The following is a 21,070-nucleotide window of genomic DNA, read 5'->3' as shown; positions in this document are numbered from 1 at the left end:
TTGCAAACAGTAGCGGAATACATACCGAATGGAGCTGTGATGGCCGATATCGGCTCTGACCACGCATACCTTCCTTGTTATGCGGTGCTGAATCATAAAGCCAGCGGAGCGATTGCCGGAGAAATAACAGACGGCCCGTTTTTGTCTGCAAAGCGGCAGGTTGAAAAATCAGGTTTAGACTCTCGTATTTCTGTAAGACAGGGAGACGGACTGGAAGTGATTAAAAAAGGTGAAGCTGATGCCATTACGATTGCCGGAATGGGCGGGGCTTTGATCGCTCACATTTTAGAAGCGGGTAAAGACAAATTAACGGGGAAGGAACGCCTTATTTTACAGCCGAATATTCATGCTGTTCATATCAGGGAGTGGCTTTATAAAGAAGGGTATGCGCTGATAGATGAGGTAATCCTTGAAGAGGACGGAAAGTGCTATGAGGTGCTGGTAGCCGAAGCGGGAGACAGAGATGCGGCTTATGCCGGTATTTCTTTATCAGCCGGAATGCTCGTCGGCCCTTTTTTGGCAAAAGAAAAAAATGCTGTCTTTTTGAAAAAGTGGAAACAAGAGCTTCAGCACACTCAAAACATTTATGAGCAGATTAGACAAGCCGCAGGCACAGAGCAAAATAAACAAAAATTAAAGGAGCTCTCCGATCGAATGGAGCTGTTAAAGGAGGTAATCGATCATGGCTAAAAGCGTAAATGGGCAGCAGATCATCCAGCTGTTTGAACAATTTTCCCCGAAAGCCTATGCGGTCGAAGGAGATAAAATCGGCCTGCAAATCGGCACCTTAAACAAACCGATTAAAAATGTGATGGTTACACTTGATGTGTTGGAGAGCGTTGTCGATGAAGCGATTGAAAAAGAGGTTGATTTGATTATTGCACACCATCCTCCTATTTTTCGGCCGCTCAAGCATATTTCAACAGATCAGCCTGCCGGAAGGTTAATTGAAAAGTGTTTGAAGCATGATATTGCTGTTTATGCAGCTCATACAAATTTAGACGTTGCGGACGGCGGCGTGAATGATTTGCTTGCTGAAGCACTAGAGCTGCGTGAGACGGAAGTGCTGGCGCCTACTTATACGGATCCTCTAAAAAAGCTGGCCGTCTACGTGCCGAAGGAATATGAAGAGCAGGTCAGAGCCGCGCTTGGAAATGCTGGCGCCGGCCATATCGGCGAATACAGCCATTGCGCCTTTTCGTCTGAAGGGATCGGCAGCTTCAAGCCATTGGACGGAGCTAAGCCTTTTATCGGTGAAGTAGGAGAGCTTGAGCTTGTTCATGAAGTAAGGCTTGAGACTGTATTTCCTAAAAGCATCGAAAAAGCTGTTATCAATGCAATGATAAAAAGCCATCCATACGAAGAAGTCGCTTACGACATCTATCCTGTTGAACAGTCTTCCGCCGAAAAAGGGCTCGGCCATGTCGGAACCCTTAAAAATGAGATGACGCTCAAGGAATTTGCTTTATATGTGAAAGACAAGCTTGATGTCAATGGTGTCAGAATGGTGGGGGATGCTGACAGTATGGTGAAAAAGGTAGCTGTTCTTGGAGGAGATGGAAACAAGTATATTCACCATGCAAAACGAAAGGGCGCCGATGTTTACGTTACAGGAGATTTATATTTCCATGTGGCCCATGATGCGATGATGCTTGGCCTGAATGTGGTTGATCCGGGCCATTACGTGGAAAAAATCATGAAAGAAGGCGTCACGAGAAAACTGACATCAATGTGTAATGATAAAAAATATGACGTGAATATCTTTGTTTCTGAAACAGATACAAATCCATTTACATTTCTATAAAAAAACTGAGGCTTTTACAGCCTCAGTTTTTTGCTTTTACTTTTGGAAGTATTTTTTTGAGCGGTACATTGTGATCAGTTGTCCAAGTTGATGGATCTTCGTGATCGAACTGCTCCAAAAAGCGAATGACTTCTTTTGTGATCGGCGTAGGTGTTGAAGCTCCCGCTGTAACTGCAACGGTATTAACGCCTTTCAGCCATTCAAGCTTTAATTCGCTTAAGTCGCCGATCCGGTATGCTTTTGTGCCGGCTATTTCCTCTGACACTTGTGCAAGCCGATTTGAATTGTTGCTTTTCGGGTCTCCGACAACGATTGTTAAGTCCGCTTTTTTCGCCTGCTCTGATACAGCTTCCTGCCGCACTTGAGTAGCAAGGCAAATCTCTTGGTGATATTCGACATGAGGATATTTTTCTTTGACAAGCTCCATAATGTCGTGAACATCCCATTGAGACATGGTTGTTTGATTCGTCACGATTAACTTATCTGCTTGGATATCAAGGTTTTTTACATCTTCTTCTGTTTCAACTAAGTGAACGATTTCCGGCGCTACGCCAACGGCTCCCTCAGGCTCTGGATGCCCTTTTTTGCCGATATAGATCACGTGATATCCTTTTTCTTTCATCTCTAAGATTAGATTATGAGTTTTCGTCACATCCGGACATGTAGCATCAATTGCTACCAATCCTTTTTCGTCTGCGATTCTTCTGACTTCGGGAGAAACACCGTGCGCAGTGAAAATGACAGTTCCTTTGTCAACCTGCTTTAGAATGTCCAGACGGTTAGAGCCGTCCAATGTAAAGATCCCTTCCTCTTCAAACGCATCAGTGACGTGTTTATTATGAACAATCATCCCGAGTATATAGATGGGTCTTGGCAAACTTTTATCTAGTGCCGCATTTTTGGCAATGACCATAGCATCAACAACGCCATAGCAATAGCCGCGCGGCGAAATTTTAATTACGTCCATTTTCGGTTGTCCTCCAATACTGAAGTGAGTAAAGGCAATATAAAAAGCCGTAATCAAACGGCTCTATTCTTGCATTCTTCTGATCTCATTATAGCCAATCTCACTTCAGATATCAAAGAATGTTAAATATATAATCTCGGTTTTGAACTGCCTGATGTTCTTTTTGGGGCAGGAGAGGCAGCTTCTTTTTTCTTCGGAGCAGATGTTTTTGATTCTTGCTCTTTATTGTCAGGTGTTTTTGATTTCTTAGGCAGAGAAGAACTTTTTGGTTTTGATTTTTTGTTCCCGTCTGAGGTTTTTGTTTCATCCTCTTTCTCTTTTTCTGATGATTCATCTGAATCCGATTGTTTTTTACTTTCCTCATCGCTCTCTGTCTCTGTATCATCACTTTTACTTAATTGGCTGTACAGCTTCATCAATGACGGCAGATTGCGGACTAAAGGGCCGTACTGCTGGATCATAGGGGTGACTTGCTGCGCCATGCCGAGTACTTTTTGCACATTTCCAAGCATACTGGATAAAGATGCAGGATTGGCGATATTTTGAATGCCTTGCAGACCTGCACCTCCGCTCGCTGCTGCACCTGCTCCAGGAACGCCGGGAACGCCGGCGCCGCCAGCGCCTCCTCCGCCGGGGAGGAACTTTGACAGCATCCCTTTTAAGCCTCCGCCCGCACCATTTCTCGCTCCGGCATTTGCCTGAGGAAGAAATTGTCCCGCTTGCTGAAAACCCTGCTGCTGTGCTCCAAATGAAGGCCCTCGCATATTAGGCGGTCTTCTCCCCATCATTCGCTGATTTGGCATAGGGCGGGGCGGTCCGGGCTGTGGATAATTTCTCATTGGCTGCTGCGGTGAAAACATACTTGTACCTCCTTTCAGCTCTCTCTGCTATTAGAATATGCAGGGGCTGCGGTATTTGCTTTACATAACTGAATAAAACAAACGCCTTGCAAACGTGGTGTTTTTAAGCGAAATCGGGTATAATGTGATGATGGACACATAATGTGCCGCTTTAAGGAGCTGGGAAAAATGAAAGAAACGAAATTTGAACTTTATGAATTGAAACCGTTTATTATAGATGCAGTACATCGCCTTGGTTTTTACGAACCGACTGATATCCAGAAAAGGCTGATTCCTGCAGTGCTAAAAAAAGAAAGCGTCATCGGCCAGTCTCAGACGGGAACTGGAAAAACCCACGCTTATTTACTGCCTTTATTAAACAAAATCGATCCTGCTAAGGATGTCGTTCAGGTTGTTATTACGGCTCCGACAAGAGAGCTTGCCAACCAGATTTATCAGGAAGCGCTTAAAATCACGCAGGGTGAAGAAGGAAGTCAGATTCGCTCGAAATGTTTTATCGGAGGCACCGACAAACAAAAATCAATTGATAAATTGAAAATACAGCCGCATCTTGTTGTCGGTACACCCGGACGGATTGCTGATTTAATCAAAGAACAGGCGTTAAGTGTTCATAAAGCGGAAGCTCTTGTTATTGATGAAGCGGATTTAATGCTGGACATGGGATTCCTTGCAGATGTAGATTACATCGGTTCCCGTATGCCTGAGGATCTGCAAATGCTTGTGTTCTCAGCGACCATACCGGAAAAGCTGAAACCATTTTTAAAGAAATACATGGAAAATCCAAAATACGCCCATGTGGAGCCAAAGCAGGTGACTGCTGCGAAAATTGAGCATATCCTTATCCCTTCGAAACATCGTGACAAGGACAAGCTCCTTTTTGACATCATGTCGCATCTGAATCCATACCTGGGGATTGTGTTTGCCAACACGAAAAACACGGCTGACCATATTGCCCAGTATCTGACTGGCAAAGGCATGAAAATCGGCCTGCTGCACGGCGGATTAACACCACGTGAGCGGAAAAAAGTCATGAAGCAGATCAATGATCTGGAATTCACTTATGTCATTGCAACTGACCTTGCTGCAAGAGGCATTGATATTAAAGGTGTCAGCCACGTTATCAACTATGAGCTGCCGGATGATCTCGATTTCTATGTTCACCGTGTGGGCAGAACGGCTCGAGCCGGCTCATCAGGACAAGCGATGACCATTTATGAGCTTTCTGATGAGGATGCATTAGTAAAACTTGAGAAAATGGGCATCGAATTTGATTACTTAGAGCTTGAAAAGGGCGAATGGAAAAAAGGAGATGACCGCCAGCGCCGCAAAAAGCGTAAAAAAACGCCGAACGAAGCAGATGAAATTGCTCATCGTCTCGTGAAAAAGCCGAAGAAGGTTAAGCCTGGATATAAAAAGAAAATGAGCTATGAGATGGAGAAAATCAAGAAAAAACAGAGAAGAAACCAATCTAAGAAAAGAAAGTAGGGGAACCTGTTGTTGAGAATAGGCTCACACGTCTCTATGAGCGGAAAACATATGCTTCTGGCAGCAAGCCAGGAAGCAGTCTCTTATGGGGCGAACACGTTTATGATCTATACAGGCGCACCGCAAAATACGCGCCGAAAGAAAATTGAAGACTTAAATATAGAAGCAGGCCGGGAACATATGCAAGAAAACGGCATTGACGAGATTATCGTACATGCGCCTTATATTATTAATATTGGCAACACGACAAATCCGTCCACTTTTGAGCTGGGTGTTGATTTTCTTCGTTCTGAAATTGAACGGACAGCGGCCATCGGAGCGAAGCAAATTGTCCTTCATCCTGGCGCTCATGTAGGAGCAGGAGCTGAAGCCGGCATCAAAAAAATTATTGAAGGTTTAAATGAAGTGATTGATCCAAAACAAAATGTCCAGATTGCATTAGAAACAATGGCAGGTAAAGGATCAGAATGCGGCAGAAGCTTCGAGGAGCTTGCACAGATTATCGAAGGCGTTACACACAATGAGCATTTGTCAGTGTGCTTTGACACGTGCCATACACATGATGCCGGGTATAACATTGTTGAGGACTTTGACGGGGTGCTGAGTGAGTTCGATAAAATCGTCGGCATTGACCGTATTAAAGTACTTCATATCAATGACAGCAAAAACATCAAAGGCGCGAGAAAAGACCGCCATGAAAATATCGGCTTTGGTGAAATAGGTTTTGACGCTCTGCAATATGTTGTTCACCATGAGCAGTTAAAAGACATTCCTAAAATTCTAGAAACACCGTATGTAGGTGAGGATAAAAAGAACAAAAAACCGCCATACCGTTTTGAGATCGAAATGCTGAAAGAAAAACAATTTGATGATACATTGCTCGAAAAGATTTTACAGCAATAAAAAATGGGGGATAACACCCCCATTTTTTAGCTTGTGAATTGTTTGAATAGTTCATTAACGGTTTGAGCTGTTTCTTTCGATGTAATTGTCTCTACTTGTTTCAACAGCCGCATCCGTTCACTCTCATTAAAGATGTTTACATTTTTCCCGTTTAACAGGTTCGCCACTTCAACGGCCTGCGATCTTGTTAAGCTGATTCCGTATTGTTTTGAGTACTTCAGCAAATCGTCAGCAGTAGCCTGATTAAGCCGCTGCAAAATAATTCTTTGAAATAAAATCATCGATCATTCCACCTCCAGACTTAATGTATGGGCAAATCAGTAAAATGTGTCAGTGTTTAATGGTAAAATAGATTTATAATGTATTTAAAATAGTTATTGCAGGAAAGGAGATTTTATGACCCCAACAAAACAACATAAGAGAGAAACATTTTCCCATTTTATTTTCAGGGTCTTTATGATTCTGGCTGGAGCTGCATCTGCGGCTGTAAGTATCGAATTATTTTTAATCCCCAATGATTTTATTGATGGCGGGATCATCGGTGTATCACTTATTTTAGACCACCTCTTTATATCAAACCCCTTTCTGAATTTCGCTTTTTTCGTTGTCATATTAAATATTCCTTTTATGATCTTCGGATATAAATATATCGGTAAGACCTTCCTTGTCTCTACGTTTATAGGGATTGTCGGGCTTGCCGTTATTGAATCCTCACTTCACCATGTAGAAGCCTTTACAACCCAGCCTATTTTGGCTACTGTGTTCGGGGGTCTTTTGCTCGGCTTTGGCGTCGGGCTCGTTATACGAAACGGAGGTTCAATGGATGGCACTGAAATCCTCGGTATTTTGCTGACGAAAAAGCTGCCTTTTTCAGTGGGTGAGTTCGTTATGCTCATCAATGTTTTCATTTTCATTTGGGCTGGTTTTGAGTTTGGTCCTGAGCAAGCGATGTACTCTTTCATGACTTATTACATTGCGATGAAAACCATTGATGCCGTCATCCAAGGGCTTGATGAAACAAAAGCGGTCATTATTGTATCTGATCAGTATGATGAGATTTCGGATGCTATTTTGCACCGTCTCGGCCGGGGAACAACAAAGCTGAAGGGCAAAGGCGGATATACGGACGAAGAAAAGGACGTGATTTACGCGGTTGTCACAAGGCTGGAAGTGACAAAGCTCAAATCAATCGTGTTTGAAGTTGATCAAAATGCATTCATCACAATTATGAATACTCATGAAACGAGAGGCGGAAAATTCAAAAACGCAATCCACTAGGCTTTCATTTACTTTTATTCATTTTATGGGTATAATTTTATCTGCGGTAAAGAAAATGGCTTGCTGACAGACAGCTGCCATTTTCTTTTTCATACATGGGATACGTTCTTAAGCAAAGCGAAAAGGGGGACCCTTCATGAACGTACAAGAAGCGCTGAACCTACTAAAAGAAAACGGATATAAATATACAAACAAACGGGAGGATATGCTGCAGCTTTTTGCTGATTCAGACAGATATCTTACCGCTAAAAACGTACTGTCTGCATTAAATGATGATTATCCAGGCTTAAGCTTTGATACAATCTACAGAAACCTTTCTTTATATGAAGAACTTGGGATTTTGGAAACAACTGAGCTGTCTGGTGAAAAGCTCTTCCGATTTAAGTGTTCATTCACTCATCACCATCATCATTTTATTTGTCTTGCCTGCGGCAAAACAAAGGAAATTGAATCATGTCCGATGGACAAGCTTTGTGATGATTTGGATGGCTATCAGGTCAGCGGGCATAAATTTGAGATTTACGGCACTTGCCCTGATTGTACAGCGGAAAACCAAGAAAACACTACTGCGTAATGAATATATATGAAAAAGGGGCCCGGTTTGGGCTCCTTTTTTAGTTATTGACACGTATCAAATGGTGCTTGTTGTTGTTTATCCATTGGACGGCTTCCAGCCAGTTGTTCACTCTGATGATGCTTGAATCAATCGGAAGCTGATTATAAGGGGAATTAAACAAAATCACCGGAATTCCGGCTTCCTTCGCAATCATCATGGCGTTTCCATGATGATCTTCAAAAAACAGGTCGATGTTATGGTTTTTGACCGCTTCAACTTTGTGATGACCGCCAACGAGTTCGATGTGATCATAATGAATGTTTTGTCTGTCAAACCATTCATAGGTAACATCAGTTAAATGAGTCCGTCTCGCTGTAATATAAATAAGCTTGTGCTCCTCTTTGAGGAGGTCAAGTGACTGTTTTGCATGCTGTGCAAGCAATGCTTCCTTATATATGATCGCTTCATTTTGATTCATCCAATCCCAAAATTCTTCCTGGGTAATGTTTAACAGTTTTGTTAAATCATAATCCGTCATATCGTTTAATGAAATGGAAAGATTAAACGAACGGTTCAAATAAGGGACGAATGTATCCTGAGCCGTAATTGTGCCGTCAATATCTATTCCTAAGCGTAACATGCCCACACTCCTTCAGTTTCATCCTTTCAAGTGTAACATAAACAATTGACATTAACAGAAAAGTTTAGCAAACATGAATCAGGCAAAATGGATCAAACTATAAAAGCTCCTTTAATAAAACAGAAGGGGGAATTGAAGGTGGCATACGATTACGAAAAGCGTGATAACAACAGTTACTATGTTGATCATGGATCTGAAGGAACAAATATTACCCGCGACAATGACGGTTTTTTTGAGGAAACAGCTGCTGAAATTGCAGAGCCTTATCGTGCTGCTGACCGCAGCAATGACCGAGATAACGATCGCAGCGGCGGCAATGTCAATGAAGGACGGGGAATAGGATATATTGCTTTAGCCTTGTCCATTATTTCATTGTTTGTACTGCCTGTTTTATTGGGAGCTGCCGGTATTATTGTCGGCTATATCGCAAGAAGAAGAGGTGCTCAAGGTCTGGGTGCTTGGGCAATGGGTATCGGTGTCGTTTCATTAGTGCTTGGAATATTTATTATTCCATTTTTCTAACACAAAAAAGCTTGACGGGTTCCCGTCAAGCTTTTTGTGTTTCTTCTTTTAAATTTGCTTTTTCAGCTTCAAGCTTTGCATAGTGTTCCTCAGCAAGAATGTCAATTTCTTTTTTGAGTTCCTCAACCATCGTTTCCTCGGGAACTTTACGGACAATTTTTCCTTTCCGGAACAGCAGCCCTTCACCGCGTGCGCCGGCGATTCCGATATCAGCTTCTCTCGCTTCACCAGGCCCGTTTACAGCGCAGCCGAGAACAGCCACTTTAATGGGCGCTTTTATCTTAGAGATATACTCTTCCACTTCATTGGCAATGCTGATCAGGTCAATCTCAATACGGCCGCAAGTCGGACATGAAATGAGCGTGGCAGCATTGGAGGCTAAACCGAAAGATTTCAGAAGCTCCCTTGCTACTTTTACCTCTTCCACAGGGTCTGCGCTTAATGAAATGCGCAGGGTGTTTCCGATGCCTTTGCTTAAAATGGCGCCGAGCCCTGCTGCGCTTTTTACTGTGCCGGCAAACAGTGTTCCTGACTCGGTGATGCCGAGGTGCAGCGGGTAGTCAAACGCTTTTGCCGCTTTTTCATAGGCCTCGATCGCAAGGTTCACATCAGATGCCTTCATGCTGACGATAATATCGTGAAAATCAAGATCTTCAAGAATTTTAATGTGATGAAGTGCACTTTCTACCATTCCGTCGGCAGTTGGGTAACCGTATTTTTCTAAAATCCGTTTTTCAAGTGAACCTGCGTTTACCCCGATTCTGATCGGAATGCCCTTATCTTTGGCCGCTTTAACAACCGCTTCCACTTTTTCGCGACGGCCGATGTTGCCGGGATTGATTCGGATTTTATCTGCGCCGCCTTCAATGGCCTTCAACGCAAGTTTATAATCGAAATGTATGTCAACAACGAGAGGGATGGAAATGCGCTTTTTAATATCCGCAATGGCGTTTGCCGCCCGTTCATCCGGACATGCTACCCGAACAATTTGGCATCCGGCTTCAGCCAAACGGTTAATTTCCGCAACCGTTGCTTCTACATCATGTGTTTTAGTTGTTGTCATGCTTTGGATGACAACTTCATTGTTGCCGCCTATTGTTAAAGGTCCCACTTTGACGGGACGCGTTTTTGTACGATGTGTGATTTCACTCACTTGCAATCGCTCCTTAATTGTAGTTGCCGCTTCTAGATATAACAATTCTAGTATGGTTTATGTGAATTTATTTTACAAATTACATTGTAACAGTGTCTTCGCCGAACTGACAAGAAATTAACGTTAAATTAAGGGTAGACCGGGAATTTGTACGCTGTTCCGGCTTGAATGGCGTTGGCTTTCACATTCGGATTCAGTGCTTCAAAATCCTTTACAATGTCATCTGGGGAACCTGCTGACCCGACTATCGACATAACCGTATCACCCGGCTTTACCTTCACCGTTTTATATGCTGGTTCTTGTGAAACAGTTTTTGCTGATGCTTCATAGACAGGGAGGTCCTGAATGGGTATCGTTCCAATTTTAAGGTCATAAAAAAGAATAAAAAGAATAAAAACAATACTGCATACTAAGGTGAGACGCTTCATCGCTTTTCCTCCCGCATACGAAATTTTATACCATAGTATGCTTGTCCATTTAGAATCATGACAAAAGAAAAGAGACTGCGAATGCAGTCTCGGTTTATACAGGAGCTTTTTTGGACGGAATCTCTTTTAAAACGAGAAACAGGATGACAAAGTTGACAAACCAGTTAAGCAAAAATTCACTTGGAACGGTTGCTTCTAATGCCCGCATGATTGTAAAGAATACAGTCGAAAGGGTGATGGAATAAGCAGAAAGCTTCCAAAGCTGATGATAGGATAGATGTTTTTTCTGCGAATTCTTAATGATTAACCCGATAAGCGCTAAGAATGACACTTCAATAAATTTCCCCGCAGCTGTTACGAGAAAAATAAGTGCTGAGAGAACAGTTACGATCATCGCTTTATTTTGGTTTAAACCTGCAATGACATCTTTTTTCTGTAACTCTGACGGCATCATTGAGTAAGGCATTTCTTGGGCTTGTCCGTCAATGGCCAAAACAAATTTGTTCTGAAGGATGCCGATTGCGTTTTGCTTTGCTTCAATTTGTTCAATGTCATAGGAGTCTGTCGGATCGAACACGATAACGAAACCATTTGCCTGAGATTCCGTGGCTTTTTTCTCATCCGTTTGAAGTTTGCCGTTTGAAATTGTGAAATCAGGGAAATCTTTGTTTAAAACAGTTTTAAAGCCATTCATTGATTTTACGGTCCCTGTACTTACATAATAAGCGGTAGGGATTGCAAACAGGACAGAGAGCAAAAATACATAAAGAATCGCTTTACCGATTCCTTGAAATCTTGTTTTTGCAATATCACGGGGAGAGTATGTACTTTTAATGAAAAGCTGAAACACATTCACTATCTTCACTTCCTAGCTAAACTAATATATGTTGCTTATTGTATCGTTGCATGCGTGTGAATACAAGGAAGATATGAAGAAGGCAGATGTAAAATGGGAGGATGGAAACTATGGATATGTTGTATTGGCTGTTAATTGCAGCGGTTTTTATCATCGCCTTTATCGGGCTGGTGTATCCTGTTATTCCGAGTGTAGTATTTATTGTTGCCGGATTTATATTATACGGATTTTTATTTTCATTCAGTCCGTATTCCTATATGTTCTGGCTCGTTGAGGCAGTTTTTGCTGCAGTATTATTCGCGGCAGATTACGTGTCTAATCTGCTTGGAGTGAAAAGGTTCGGAGGAAGCAAGGCCGCCATATGGGGAAGCACGATCGGTTTATTAATCGGACCTTTTGTCATTCCGGTTGCAGGGATCATATTGGGTCCGTTTATCGGTGCTGTTTGTGCAGAACTTATCGTCCATCAGAAGGACTTAAAGTCAGCGTTTAAAATTGGCCTCGGTTCACTCATTGGTTTTTTAACAGGCGTCATTGCAAAGGGCATCATACAGCTTTTGATGATCGGATATTTTTTATGGACGGTCCTATAAGAAATACTGGCGGGAGGTTTAATGGTGCTGATTATCGGTTAAAGTGAAATATGTCCGCTGAAATGAGCCAAATTGTGAGCTTTTTCATTGATTACAATGCATTCTTTTGTTACATTGAATGAAGAAAGGCTCGCTGTGAAGCGGCATTTCAGTACATATATATTAAGGAGGAATTATCATGGCTTACGAACTTCCAGAATTACCATATGCGTACGATGCTTTAGAACCGCATATCGACAAGGAAACTATGACTATTCACCATACGAAACACCACAACACATACGTTACAAATTTAAACAAAGCGGTTGAAGGAAACACTGCTCTTGCAAACAAATCAGTTGAAGAGCTTGTTGCAGATCTTGATTCTGTTCCTGAAAACATCCGCACTGCAGTCCGCAACAACGGCGGCGGACACGCGAACCACAAATTATTCTGGACACTTTTATCTCCAAACGGCGGAGGCGAACCGACTGGCGCGCTTGCTGAAGAGATCAACAGTGTATTTGGAAGCTTTGACAAATTCAAAGAGCAATTCGCAGCTGCAGCGGCTGGACGCTTTGGTTCTGGCTGGGCATGGCTTGTTGTGAACAACGGCAAACTTGAAATCACAAGCACGCCAAACCAAGATTCTCCACTTTCAGAAGGCAAAACGCCTATCTTGGGTCTTGACGTTTGGGAGCATGCTTACTATCTTAACTATCAAAACCGCCGTCCTGATTACATTTCAGCTTTCTGGAAAGTTGTAAACTGGGATGAAGTGGCTCGTCTATACAGCGAAGCAAAATAATGACACAAACAAGGTCCTCAATAAAGGACCTTGTTTTTTTATGTCTTCTTTTTACATATCTCAGTTTGAGTGAGACAGACTAAGGGATAGTAAAGGGGAGTCAGTAATGAGCAAACTAAAAAAAGTGATAGGCGATGTAGACGTAAACAAAGGGTTACTCTTTCTGCTGACCATTGGCGGGCTTTACTCGCTGGGAATTGCACTGTCCAATACATTTGTTAATGTGTATCTTTGGAAGCAGTCAGGGAAATTTATTGATTTGGCGATATATAATTTATCCGTTGTGACAATGCAGCCGATAACCTTTTATTTGGCTGGACGGTTAGCCAAAAAAATAGACAGGGTGTTTATTTTAAGATTCGGCGTCATTTTCTTAGCTGCCTTTTATTTAAGTGTGCTTTTAGCCGGAGAAACGGCGGCCAGCCGTCTCGTGCTGATCGGAGCGGTGCTCGGAGTGGGCTATGGCTTTTATTGGCTAGCGTTTAACGTGCTGACCTTTGAAATAACAGAGCCGGATACGCGAGACTTTTTCAACGGGTTTATGGGCATTCTGTCTTCCTCTGCAGGAATGATCGGCCCGATTGTAGCGGGATTCGTGATCTCAAGGCTTGAAAATAATACGGGTTATACAGTCATTTTTAGTCTCTCCCTCAGCTTATTTGCCCTCGCTGTCGTGATGAGCTTTTTCTTAAAACGGAGAGAATCAAAGGGCCGTTTTATGCTGAGCAAAGTATTTGGAGAGCGCCATAGCAATATGAATTGGCGGAGAATTACGAATGCGCATTTTTTTCAGGGTTTGAGAGAAGGGATTTTTGTCTTTTTAATCAGTGTGTTTGTATTTATTGAGACAAACAGCGAACTTGCCCTCGGTACATTCGGCCTTGTCAATTCAGCTGTTTCCTTCTTTGCCTACTACTTTGCATCCAGGCTGATTAAGAAAAAGGCCAGAAAAAAATCGATTTTGCTGGGCGGACTTATTTTGTATGGCGCGCTGTTTTTGATTCTGTTTCATATGAGCTTTTCGACATTATTAACGTATGGCGTTTTTATTGCCATCGGCTATCCTCTGTTGCTTGTGCCATATGTATCACTTACATATGATGTGATAGGGCGCGCGAGGCATGCCAGAAAAGCAAGAATTGAATATATCGTGCTAAGGGAAATGTTTTTGAACGCTGGCAGAATTGTTTCGATTTTATGCTTCCTCCTGATCGTGGCCCTTCTGAAAGAGGACGTGGGAATTCCTTTGTCACTTGCGATATTAGGTATAGGACATCCTTTGATTTATTACTTTGTCAAGGATATCCGTTTTAAGGAGAAGGAAGGGGAAAATGAAACCATGGAAGAAGACGGCCAAAAACGGGTAACAGAACCGACCCTTTTAAAAGGCGAGAGATAATTTTTTTGCCAAAAAGGGGTTATCTGTAGAAAAAAGTCGAAAAAACCTTTAAAATGAAAACTGGCACTCTTACTGAGTGTCTTTTCTTTCTGTAAATAGAAAAAGGTGATGTTATGAGGAGAAATAAACCAAAAAAACAAAATCATAAAGAGAAAAAGAAGTCGCTTCCGATCCGGCTGAATATTTTATTTTTAGCTGCCTTTGTTATATTCACCTGGATCATTGTGGAATTGGGCATCAAGCAGATCGTGCAAGGCGATGATTACAAAAATCAAGCGAATAAGCAGGAACAAAGTGAAGTCAGCTCGGCGGTGCCGCGCGGGAAAATTTATGATCGAAACTTTAATGCCATTGTGACAAATAAGGCTTTAAATGCAATCACATACACAAGATCTAAATCGACCACGCAAGAACAGCGCTTAAAGATCGCAAAAAAGCTGTCTGACATGATCAAAGTTGATACAAAAAAAGTAACAGAACGGGATAAAAAAGATTATTGGATTTTGACTAGACCGAAAGAAGCAAAAAAGCTGATTAGCTCTAAAGAAAGACAGCAGGTTGAAGACAAAAAAATATCCGATGACGATTTATACCAGCTTCAGCTAAAACGGATTACTGATAAGCAGCTGAATGAATTGACGGATAAAGATATGCAGATCCTCGCTATCAAAAGACAGATGGATTCGGGCTATGCATTGACCCCTCAATATATCAAAAACGAAGATGTATCAGCGAAGGAAATGGCAGTGGTAAGTGAACATTTAGACGAACTGCCGGGTGTTGATGTCACCTCCGATTGGGAACGTGAATATCCGTATAAAAACCTTCTTCGCTCAGTGCTCGGAAGTGTTTCCAGCTCTAATGAAGGATTGCCGTCCAACTTGCTCGACCATTATCTGTCGCTTGGCTACAGCCGTAATGACAGGGTCGGAAAAAGCTATTTGGAATACCAATACGAAAGCCTTCTGCAGGGCCAAAAAGCCAAAGTCGAAAATATCACAGATTCAAACGGCAATGTCACGGGAACAAAAACGGTATCTGAAGGCAAAGCCGGTAAAGATCTCGTACTTACGATTGACATTGATTTGCAAAAAGAAGTGGAAAAAATCATTGAGAAGAACCTCAAATCTGCTAAAGCAAGACCAAGCACTCAATTGTTAGACCGGGCATTCGTTGTTATGATGGACCCAAGAAACGGTGAAGTGCTTTCAATGGCAGGCAAGCAGATTAAACAAGAAAATGGGAAATATAAAATTGATGATTATGCTTTAGGTACAATGACGTCATCTTACGCCATGGGTTCAGCAGTCAAAGGCGCAACAGTCTTGACAGGCCTTCAAACCGGAGCCATCAATCTGAATACTGTTTTTCAAGATGAACCTTTATATATTGGTCAGGATAAACGCGGTAAAAAGTCATGGACTAACTTAGGTCCGGTCAATATTCAAAGAGCCTTAGAGCAGTCTTCCAACGTATTTATGTTTAAAACTGCGATCGCGCTCGGAAAAGGTGAATATAAACCGCACCAAGCTTTACCGATTGATACGACGGCCTTTGATACGTTCCGTAATTACTTCAGCCAATTTGGATTAGGTGTCAAAACTGGAATTGATCTTCCGAATGAAATGACAGGCTATAAAGGAACAGACAGATTGACGGGATTCTTGCTTGACTATGCGATCGGCCAATACGACACGTATACACCGCTGGAACTCGCGCAATACGTATCAACGATTGCAAACGGCGGATATCGCTTAAAGCCTCAGCTTGTAAAGGAAGTCAGAGAACCTGATGCTAAAAGAGGGATCGGTGCTGTCGTACAATCCGTTCAGCCGGAAGTGCTGAATAAAATCGACATGAAGAGTGAATATATTAAAGAGGTTCAGGCCGGATTCAGACGGGTGATGACAAAAGGGACAGCTGCCAGCCAATTTGCTTCAGCGTCATATCAGCCTGCCGGTAAAACAGGAACAGCACAATCGTTCTATGATGGACCTGATAAATCAAAAACAGGAACATCGACTTATAATACGACACTTGTTGCCTATGCACCGGCTGATAATCCTGAGATTGCGATCTCTGTAGTAGTCCCTTGGGCTTATATTGATTACAGCGCTAAATATAGCATCACAAACGAAATCGGCAGGGAAGTAATGGATAAATATTTTGAGCTGAAATCGAAGCAGGACAAAGAAGATACGCAACAAAAGAATAAAAACAAAATCGAAGAAAATGCAGAAAACACAACGTCTTCTGATAACTAAAAAGAAACGCTCACATAATGTGGGCGTTTTTTTTATACAAAAAAACGCATTGATTTACAAAACCTTAACATTCGATTCAAACCCTTTTTACATAGAACCTTTACTCTATACGTGTAGGACAAATTACACATTATACGCAGGGGGAATTCAGGAAATGAAAAAAAACAAATTGGTGCTTATGCTTCTGATGGCTGCTTTTATGATGATTGCAGCTGCATGCGGAAATGCAGGAGAAAGTAAAAAATCGAATAGCGATTCTGCAAAAGGAGAAGAAAAGGCATCAGGTTCTTTAACCATTTCTGGTTCATCGGCTATGCAGCCGCTAGTACTTGCTGCCGCGGAAAAATTTATGGAAGAAAACCCTGATGCTGATATACAGGTACAAGCTGGCGGTTCTGGAACAGGGCTTTCTCAAGTTTCAGAAGGAGCTGTTCAGATCGGGAATTCAGACGTTTTTGCTGAAGAAAAAGAAGGCATCGATGCAAAAGCGCTTGTCGATCATCAAGTCGCAGTAGTTGGTATGGCAGCAGCTGTAAACCCTAATGCTGGTGTGAAGGATATTTCAAAAGATGAATTGAAAAAAATCTTCACTGGCAAAATCAAAAACTGGAAAGAGCTTGGCGGCAAAGACCAAAAGATTACACTTGTAAACCGTCCTGATTCTTCTGGCACACGTGCTACATTTGTGAAGTATGCGCTTGATGGAGCAGAACCTGCAGAAGGCATTACTGAAGATTCCTCCAACACAGTGAAAAAGATCATTGCTGATACTCCGGGAGCGATTGGATATCTTGCATTCTCATATTTAACAGATGACAAAGTAACTGCGCTATCTATTGATGGAGTTAAGCCTGAAGCGAAAAATGTAGCAACTGGCGAGTATCCAATCTGGGCTTATCAGCATTCTTATACAAAAGGTGAAGCGACAGGTTTAGCTAAAGCGTTTCTCGATTATCTAAAGAGTGAAGACATTCAAAAAAGCATTGTTACTGACCAAGGCTACATTCCGGTTACTGATATGAAAGTGACACGTGATGCCAAAGGGAAGCAAAGCTGATCTTAATAAAAAGAGGAGTGCGGGGACAACCGTTTCTCCTCTTAACACATTCATAGGAGTGTAAAAAATGATAAACAATAGAGAAAATATGTCTGTGAGCGAGCGTTTAATCAGCTCGAGGCAAAATCGGCAATTGGATGAAGTGCGTGGAAGAATGATGGTGACAGCATGTGCGCTCATTATGATTGCGGCATCTGTGGCGATCACCATTTTCCTCGGCATTAAGGGGCTGCAATCTTTTCTTGTAAATGGTGTAAGCCCAATTGAATTCTTAACGAGCTTAAATTGGAATCCTACAGATAGTGATCCGAAATACGGAGTGCTGCCATTTATTTTTGGCTCATTTGCAGTAACGATTCTTTCTGCTCTGATCGCTGCACCGCTTGGCATTGCAGGAGCGATTTTTATGACAGAGATTGCCCCGAATTGGGGAAAAAAAGTGCTGCAGCCTGTGATTGAGCTTTTAGTCGGCATTCCATCTGTTGTTTATGGATTCATAGGTCTTACAGTATTGGTGCCGTTTATCGCCCAGTTTAAATCGAGCGGGACAGGACACAGTTTATTGGCGGGAACGATTGTCCTTTCCGTCATGATTCTGCCGACCATTACATCAATTTCTGCTGACGCAATGGCTTCTCTTCCGAAGAGCTTAAGAGAGGGTTCTTACGCGCTTGGTGCGACGAGATGGCAGACGATCAGAAAAGTACTTGTGCCTGCGGCTTTTCCAACATTAATGACAGCTGTTGTGTTAGGCATGGCTCGGGCGTTCGGTGAAGCTTTGGCTGTTCAGATGGTCATAGGAAATACAAGAGTATTGCCGGAAAGCCTGTTTGACACTGCGGGAACGCTGACAACGATCATCACACTGAATATGGGCCACACCACATACGGAAGTGTTGAAAACAATACGCTGTGGTCAATGGGGCTTGTGCTTCTGGCGATGTCATTCTTGTTCATCCTGCTTATTCGCTACTTGTCATCTAGGAGGAAAGTGTAATGAACCGCAAAATAACAGATAAACTGGCGACCGGAATGTTTGGTTTGTGTGCAGCCATTATCGCTGCCATTTTAGTAGGTTTGTTTTCCTATATTATTATAAACGGTGTTTCTCAGCTCAGTTTTCATTTTATTACGACAAAATCGAGCGCCATTGCAGCCGGAGGAGGCATACGCGACCAGCTGTTTAACTCCTTTTATATTTTATTGATTACGATGCTGATTACAATCCCGCTCGGTGTGGGAGGCGGAGTGTTCATGGCTGAGTATGCGCCTAATAATAAAGTGACTGATTTCATCAGAACATGTATCGAGGTGCTTTCATCTCTCCCGTCTATTGTCATTGGGATGTTTGGATTATTGATGTTTGTCAACTTAACAGGCTGGGGATATACGATCATAGGCGGGGCGCTTGCGTTAACTGTTTTTAACCTTCCTGTCATGGTGCGTGTGACAGAAGACGCGATTCGTTCAGTCCCTAAGGATCTGAAGGAAGCCTCTCTCGCTTTAGGGGTATCACGCTGGCATACTGTAAAAACCGTTTTAATTCCAAGTGCGATCCCTTCTATCATTACTGGAGCCATTTTAGCGTCAGGAAGAGTGTTCGGAGAAGCGGCAGCATTATTATTTACAGCCGGCCTGACAACACCGCGTCTTAATTTTACGGAGTGGAATCCGTTTTCGGAAACATCGCCGCTTAATATTTTCAGGCCCGCTGAAACACTTGCGGTCCACATTTGGAACGTAAATACGCAAGGAATGATTCCGGATGCTGAAGCGATTGCCAATGGTGGTTCTGCTGTGCTGGTGATTTCTGTTCTTGTGTTTAATCTCGCAGCGAGATGGCTTGGCACGATAATCTACAAAAAGCTTACGGCAAATTAGTACGGAAAGAGGCGAAAAACATGTCTGAACAAATGGTAAAAGAAAAACCTGAGCGAGCTGTTATTGTTCCGAAGCAGAACCACGTGCTCGAGGTCAAAGACCTGTCTATTTTTTACGGAAATAAACAAGCGGTTCATCATGTGAACATGGATATTGAAAAGAATGCGGTGACTGCTTTAATTGGGCCGTCGGGATGCGGAAAATCTACTTTTTTGAGAAATATTAACCGAATGAATGATTTAATTCCTTCTGCAAGAGCTGAAGGTGAAATCCTTTATGAAGGATTAAATATATTGGGCGGCAATATTAACGTCGTCAGCTTGAGAAGAGAAATCGGAATGGTTTTTCAAAAACCAAATCCTTTTCCGAAATCGATCTATGCAAATATCACACATGCATTGAAATATGCCGGAGAGCGTAATAAAGCGGCTTTAGATCAAATTGTGGAAGAGAGTTTAACAAAAGCAGCGCTCTGGGATGAGGTGAAGGATCGTTTACATTCATCCGCACTCTCGTTATCCGGCGGCCAGCAGCAGCGTTTGTGCATTGCGAGAACGCTTGCGATGAAGCCGGCTGTTCTTCTGCTTGATGAACCAGCTTCAGCGCTTGATCCGATTTCAAATGCAAAAATAGAGGAATTAATAACAGAATTGAAAAGAGAATACTCGATTATTATAGTCACACACAATATGCAGCAGGCTCTGCGGGTTTCTGATCGGACGGCATTCTTTTTAAATGGCGAGCTTGTAGAATATGGACAGACTGAACAGATCTTCACGAGTCCGAAACAGCAAAAGACAGAGGATTATATTAACGGGAAATTCGGATAGGAGGGCGGCAATGAGCATTGCTACCGAAGCTGTAATGAAACAGGAAGTCTATCAAGTCAATGGAATGAACTTATGGTATGGACAGCATCATGCTTTAAAAAATATCAATTTGAGCATACATGAAAACGAGGTCACGGCGATTATCGGGCCATCGGGATGCGGGAAATCGACCTTTATCAAAACATTGAATTTAATGATTCAAATGACGCCGAATGTAAAGCTTGCAGGTGAGCTGAACTATAATGGCAGCAACATCTTAAAGGATAAAGTGGATATCGTGGATTTGCGAAAAAATATCGGTATGGTATTCCAAAAAGGGAACCCGTTTCCCCAATCTATTTTTGATAATGTGGCTTACGGACCGAGAGTCCACGGCACCAAAAATAAAAAGAAGCTTCAAGAAATTGTGGAAAAATCATTGAAAGACGTGGCGCTATGGGATGAGGTGAAGGATCGATTGCATACGTCCGCTCTTTCCTTGTCAGGCGGCCAGCAGCAGCGTCTTTGTATCGCCAGGGCACTTGCGACCAATCCAGATATTTTGCTGATGGATGAACCGACATCTGCATTAGATCCAATCTCAACAAGAAAAATTGAAGAACTCATTCTTGAGCTGAAAAATAAATATACGATTGTCATTGTCACGCATAACATGCAGCAGGCAGCAAGGGTTTCTGATCAAACCGCCTTTTTCTATATGGGCGAGCTTGTTGAATGCGACAATACGAATAAAATGTTCTCTAACCCGCAGGACCAAAGAACCCTCGATTACATTACAGGAAAGTTTGGGTGAAAAAAACAGGCTGA

The 21,070-nt window shown here is 42.4% G+C and carries 23 protein-coding genes; 16 read left to right on the top strand and 7 right to left on the bottom strand.

Going from position 1 to position 21,070, the window contains the following annotated elements; translation table 11 throughout:
• Positions 1 to 39 precede the first annotated feature (39 nt).
• Positions 40 to 690, top strand: coding sequence for a tRNA (adenine(22)-N(1))-methyltransferase TrmK (gene trmK, locus BFW96_RS11805; protein ID WP_069839505.1), 651 nt, complete (start codon positions 40 to 42; stop codon positions 688 to 690).
• Positions 683 to 1,804 (top strand): Nif3-like dinuclear metal center hexameric protein, encoded by a 1,122-nt coding sequence (locus BFW96_RS11800; RefSeq protein WP_069839504.1) that lies wholly within the window; start codon positions 683 to 685, stop codon positions 1,802 to 1,804. The genes trmK and BFW96_RS11800 overlap by 8 nt, the downstream gene beginning before the upstream one ends.
• A gap of 22 nt (positions 1,805 to 1,826) precedes the next feature.
• Here the strand turns inward: BFW96_RS11800 and BFW96_RS11795 are convergent, their stop codons facing one another.
• Together BFW96_RS11795 and BFW96_RS11790 are read right to left on the bottom strand one after the other, a co-directional pair.
• Positions 1,827 to 2,771 carry a 4-hydroxy-3-methylbut-2-enyl diphosphate reductase gene (locus BFW96_RS11795; RefSeq protein ID WP_069839503.1) on the bottom strand — a complete coding sequence of 315 codons (945 nt, stop codon included), beginning with the start codon at positions 2,769 to 2,771 and terminating at the stop codon, positions 1,827 to 1,829.
• A gap of 122 nt (positions 2,772 to 2,893) precedes the next feature.
• Positions 2,894 to 3,631 carry a YqfQ family protein gene (locus BFW96_RS11790; RefSeq protein WP_014664634.1) on the bottom strand — a complete coding sequence of 246 codons (738 nt, stop codon included), beginning with the start codon at positions 3,629 to 3,631 and terminating at the stop codon, positions 2,894 to 2,896.
• A gap of 168 nt (positions 3,632 to 3,799) precedes the next feature.
• On the opposite strand from BFW96_RS11790, the gene cshB reads away from it, so the two are divergent.
• Positions 3,800 to 5,116, top strand: coding sequence for a DEAD-box ATP-dependent RNA helicase CshB (gene cshB, locus BFW96_RS11785; RefSeq protein WP_041521384.1), 1,317 nt, complete (start codon positions 3,800 to 3,802; stop codon positions 5,114 to 5,116).
• A 9-nt stretch (positions 5,117 to 5,125) separates the two neighbouring features.
• Positions 5,126 to 6,019 carry a deoxyribonuclease IV gene (locus BFW96_RS11780; RefSeq protein WP_069839502.1) on the top strand — a complete coding sequence of 298 codons (894 nt, stop codon included), beginning with the start codon at positions 5,126 to 5,128 and terminating at the stop codon, positions 6,017 to 6,019.
• A 26-nt stretch (positions 6,020 to 6,045) separates the two neighbouring features.
• On the opposite strand, the gene BFW96_RS11775 is transcribed toward BFW96_RS11780, so the two are convergent.
• Complete coding sequence (locus tag BFW96_RS11775) at positions 6,046 to 6,300, bottom strand: DUF2624 domain-containing protein (RefSeq protein ID WP_014664631.1); 255 nt, start codon at positions 6,298 to 6,300, stop codon at positions 6,046 to 6,048.
• Positions 6,301 to 6,415: 115 nt separating this feature from the next.
• Here BFW96_RS11775 and BFW96_RS11770 point away from each other — a divergent pair, with 115 nt between their 5' ends.
• Positions 6,416 to 7,297, top strand: a complete 882-nt coding sequence (locus tag BFW96_RS11770; RefSeq protein ID WP_014664630.1) for a YitT family protein — start codon at positions 6,416 to 6,418, stop codon at positions 7,295 to 7,297.
• 136 nt (positions 7,298 to 7,433) lie between these two features.
• Positions 7,434 to 7,871, top strand: coding sequence for a zinc uptake transcriptional repressor Zur (zur, locus tag BFW96_RS11765; protein ID WP_004398578.1), 438 nt, complete (start codon positions 7,434 to 7,436; stop codon positions 7,869 to 7,871).
• Positions 7,872 to 7,911: 40 nt separating this feature from the next.
• Here the strand turns inward: zur and BFW96_RS11760 are convergent, their stop codons facing one another.
• Positions 7,912 to 8,493, bottom strand: a complete 582-nt coding sequence (locus BFW96_RS11760; RefSeq protein ID WP_069839501.1) for a hypothetical protein — start codon at positions 8,491 to 8,493, stop codon at positions 7,912 to 7,914.
• A gap of 132 nt (positions 8,494 to 8,625) precedes the next feature.
• On the opposite strand from BFW96_RS11760, the gene BFW96_RS11755 reads away from it, so the two are divergent.
• Positions 8,626 to 9,015: a DUF308 domain-containing protein gene (locus tag BFW96_RS11755; protein WP_080478340.1), complete on the top strand. Its 390-nt coding sequence runs from the start codon at positions 8,626 to 8,628 to the stop codon at positions 9,013 to 9,015.
• A 25-nt stretch (positions 9,016 to 9,040) separates the two neighbouring features.
• Here BFW96_RS11755 and ispG read toward each other — a convergent pair whose 3' ends face one another.
• The 3 genes from ispG to BFW96_RS11740 form a co-directional block, all read right to left on the bottom strand.
• Positions 9,041 to 10,174: a flavodoxin-dependent (E)-4-hydroxy-3-methylbut-2-enyl-diphosphate synthase gene (gene ispG, locus BFW96_RS11750; protein ID WP_080487989.1), complete on the bottom strand. Its 1,134-nt coding sequence runs from the start codon at positions 10,172 to 10,174 to the stop codon at positions 9,041 to 9,043.
• A 122-nt stretch (positions 10,175 to 10,296) separates the two neighbouring features.
• The gene (locus BFW96_RS11745) at positions 10,297 to 10,596 is read right to left on the bottom strand and encodes a LysM peptidoglycan-binding domain-containing protein (protein ID WP_040082610.1); all 300 of its coding nucleotides are present in this window, start codon (positions 10,594 to 10,596) and stop codon (positions 10,297 to 10,299) included.
• Positions 10,597 to 10,690: 94 nt separating this feature from the next.
• Entirely contained in the window at positions 10,691 to 11,452 is a 762-nt protein-coding gene (locus BFW96_RS11740; protein WP_040082611.1) for a DUF1189 domain-containing protein, read from the bottom strand.
• A gap of 110 nt (positions 11,453 to 11,562) precedes the next feature.
• Here BFW96_RS11740 and BFW96_RS11735 point away from each other — a divergent pair, with 110 nt between their 5' ends.
• The 9 genes from BFW96_RS11735 (at position 11,563) to pstB (BFW96_RS11695) (ending at position 21,056) form a co-directional block, all read left to right on the top strand.
• The gene (locus BFW96_RS11735) at positions 11,563 to 12,045 is read left to right on the top strand and encodes a DUF456 domain-containing protein (protein ID WP_014664624.1); all 483 of its coding nucleotides are present in this window, start codon (positions 11,563 to 11,565) and stop codon (positions 12,043 to 12,045) included.
• Between the two features lie 178 nt (positions 12,046 to 12,223).
• Positions 12,224 to 12,832, top strand: coding sequence for a superoxide dismutase SodA (gene sodA, locus BFW96_RS11730; RefSeq protein ID WP_069839500.1), 609 nt, complete (start codon positions 12,224 to 12,226; stop codon positions 12,830 to 12,832).
• Between the two features lie 106 nt (positions 12,833 to 12,938).
• Positions 12,939 to 14,231 (top strand): MFS transporter, encoded by a 1,293-nt coding sequence (locus tag BFW96_RS11725; RefSeq protein ID WP_014664622.1) that lies wholly within the window; start codon positions 12,939 to 12,941, stop codon positions 14,229 to 14,231.
• Positions 14,232 to 14,344: 113 nt separating this feature from the next.
• The gene (gene pbpA / locus BFW96_RS11720) at positions 14,345 to 16,495 is read left to right on the top strand and encodes a penicillin-binding protein 2A (protein WP_040082614.1); all 2,151 of its coding nucleotides are present in this window, start codon (positions 14,345 to 14,347) and stop codon (positions 16,493 to 16,495) included.
• A gap of 154 nt (positions 16,496 to 16,649) precedes the next feature.
• Positions 16,650 to 17,552: a phosphate ABC transporter substrate-binding protein gene (locus BFW96_RS11715; protein WP_069839499.1), complete on the top strand. Its 903-nt coding sequence runs from the start codon at positions 16,650 to 16,652 to the stop codon at positions 17,550 to 17,552.
• A gap of 67 nt (positions 17,553 to 17,619) precedes the next feature.
• Entirely contained in the window at positions 17,620 to 18,549 is a 930-nt protein-coding gene (pstC, locus tag BFW96_RS11710) for a phosphate ABC transporter permease subunit PstC (protein WP_014664619.1), read from the top strand.
• Positions 18,549 to 19,433: a phosphate ABC transporter permease PstA gene (gene pstA, locus BFW96_RS11705; RefSeq protein ID WP_069839498.1), complete on the top strand. Its 885-nt coding sequence runs from the start codon at positions 18,549 to 18,551 to the stop codon at positions 19,431 to 19,433. Before pstC ends, pstA begins: the two co-directional genes overlap by 1 nt.
• 20 nt (positions 19,434 to 19,453) lie before the next feature.
• On the top strand, positions 19,454 to 20,263 hold the full coding sequence (pstB, locus tag BFW96_RS11700; RefSeq protein WP_014664617.1) for a phosphate ABC transporter ATP-binding protein PstB: 810 nt from the start codon (positions 19,454 to 19,456) through the stop codon (positions 20,261 to 20,263).
• 10 nt (positions 20,264 to 20,273) lie between these two features.
• Positions 20,274 to 21,056 carry a phosphate ABC transporter ATP-binding protein PstB gene (gene pstB, locus BFW96_RS11695; RefSeq protein ID WP_040082619.1) on the top strand — a complete coding sequence of 261 codons (783 nt, stop codon included), beginning with the start codon at positions 20,274 to 20,276 and terminating at the stop codon, positions 21,054 to 21,056.
• The last annotated feature ends 14 nt before the right edge of the window (positions 21,057 to 21,070 follow it).

Origin of the sequence: Bacillus sp. F56 (assembly GCF_001748205.1) — a bacterium.
Taxonomy (GTDB): domain Bacteria; phylum Bacillota; class Bacilli; order Bacillales; family Bacillaceae; genus Bacillus; species Bacillus stercoris.
Note: the sequence above shows the minus strand (reverse complement) of the source record. Positions and strands in the feature narration are given on the sequence as shown.

What these genes read in the sequence shown, in the direction of transcription:
- BFW96_RS11735 (WP_014664624.1), top strand. Translation starts at nt 11,563, where the DNA reads ATGGATATGTTGTATTGGCTGTTAATTGCAGCGGTTTTTATCATCGCC.
- trmK (WP_069839505.1), top strand. Translation starts at nt 40, where the DNA reads ATGGCCGATATCGGCTCTGACCACGCATACCTTCCTTGTTATGCGGTG.
- BFW96_RS11800 (WP_069839504.1), top strand. Translation starts at nt 683, where the DNA reads ATGGCTAAAAGCGTAAATGGGCAGCAGATCATCCAGCTGTTTGAACAA.
- pstA (WP_069839498.1), top strand. Translation starts at nt 18,549, where the DNA reads ATGAACCGCAAAATAACAGATAAACTGGCGACCGGAATGTTTGGTTTG.
- cshB (WP_041521384.1), top strand. Translation starts at nt 3,800, where the DNA reads ATGAAAGAAACGAAATTTGAACTTTATGAATTGAAACCGTTTATTATA.
- pbpA (WP_040082614.1), top strand. Translation starts at nt 14,345, where the DNA reads ATGAGGAGAAATAAACCAAAAAAACAAAATCATAAAGAGAAAAAGAAG.
- BFW96_RS11770 (WP_014664630.1), top strand. Translation starts at nt 6,416, where the DNA reads ATGACCCCAACAAAACAACATAAGAGAGAAACATTTTCCCATTTTATT.
- BFW96_RS11795 (WP_069839503.1), bottom strand. Translation starts at nt 2,771, where the DNA reads ATGGACGTAATTAAAATTTCGCCGCGCGGCTATTGCTATGGCGTTGTT.
- sodA (WP_069839500.1), top strand. Translation starts at nt 12,224, where the DNA reads ATGGCTTACGAACTTCCAGAATTACCATATGCGTACGATGCTTTAGAA.
- BFW96_RS11745 (WP_040082610.1), bottom strand. Translation starts at nt 10,596, where the DNA reads ATGAAGCGTCTCACCTTAGTATGCAGTATTGTTTTTATTCTTTTTATT.
- zur (WP_004398578.1), top strand. Translation starts at nt 7,434, where the DNA reads ATGAACGTACAAGAAGCGCTGAACCTACTAAAAGAAAACGGATATAAA.
- BFW96_RS11725 (WP_014664622.1), top strand. Translation starts at nt 12,939, where the DNA reads ATGAGCAAACTAAAAAAAGTGATAGGCGATGTAGACGTAAACAAAGGG.
- pstC (WP_014664619.1), top strand. Translation starts at nt 17,620, where the DNA reads ATGATAAACAATAGAGAAAATATGTCTGTGAGCGAGCGTTTAATCAGC.
- BFW96_RS11790 (WP_014664634.1), bottom strand. Translation starts at nt 3,631, where the DNA reads ATGTTTTCACCGCAGCAGCCAATGAGAAATTATCCACAGCCCGGACCG.
- BFW96_RS11775 (WP_014664631.1), bottom strand. Translation starts at nt 6,300, where the DNA reads ATGATTTTATTTCAAAGAATTATTTTGCAGCGGCTTAATCAGGCTACT.
- pstB (WP_040082619.1), top strand. Translation starts at nt 20,274, where the DNA reads ATGAGCATTGCTACCGAAGCTGTAATGAAACAGGAAGTCTATCAAGTC.
- BFW96_RS11715 (WP_069839499.1), top strand. Translation starts at nt 16,650, where the DNA reads ATGAAAAAAAACAAATTGGTGCTTATGCTTCTGATGGCTGCTTTTATG.
- BFW96_RS11760 (WP_069839501.1), bottom strand. Translation starts at nt 8,493, where the DNA reads ATGTTACGCTTAGGAATAGATATTGACGGCACAATTACGGCTCAGGAT.
- pstB (WP_014664617.1), top strand. Translation starts at nt 19,454, where the DNA reads ATGTCTGAACAAATGGTAAAAGAAAAACCTGAGCGAGCTGTTATTGTT.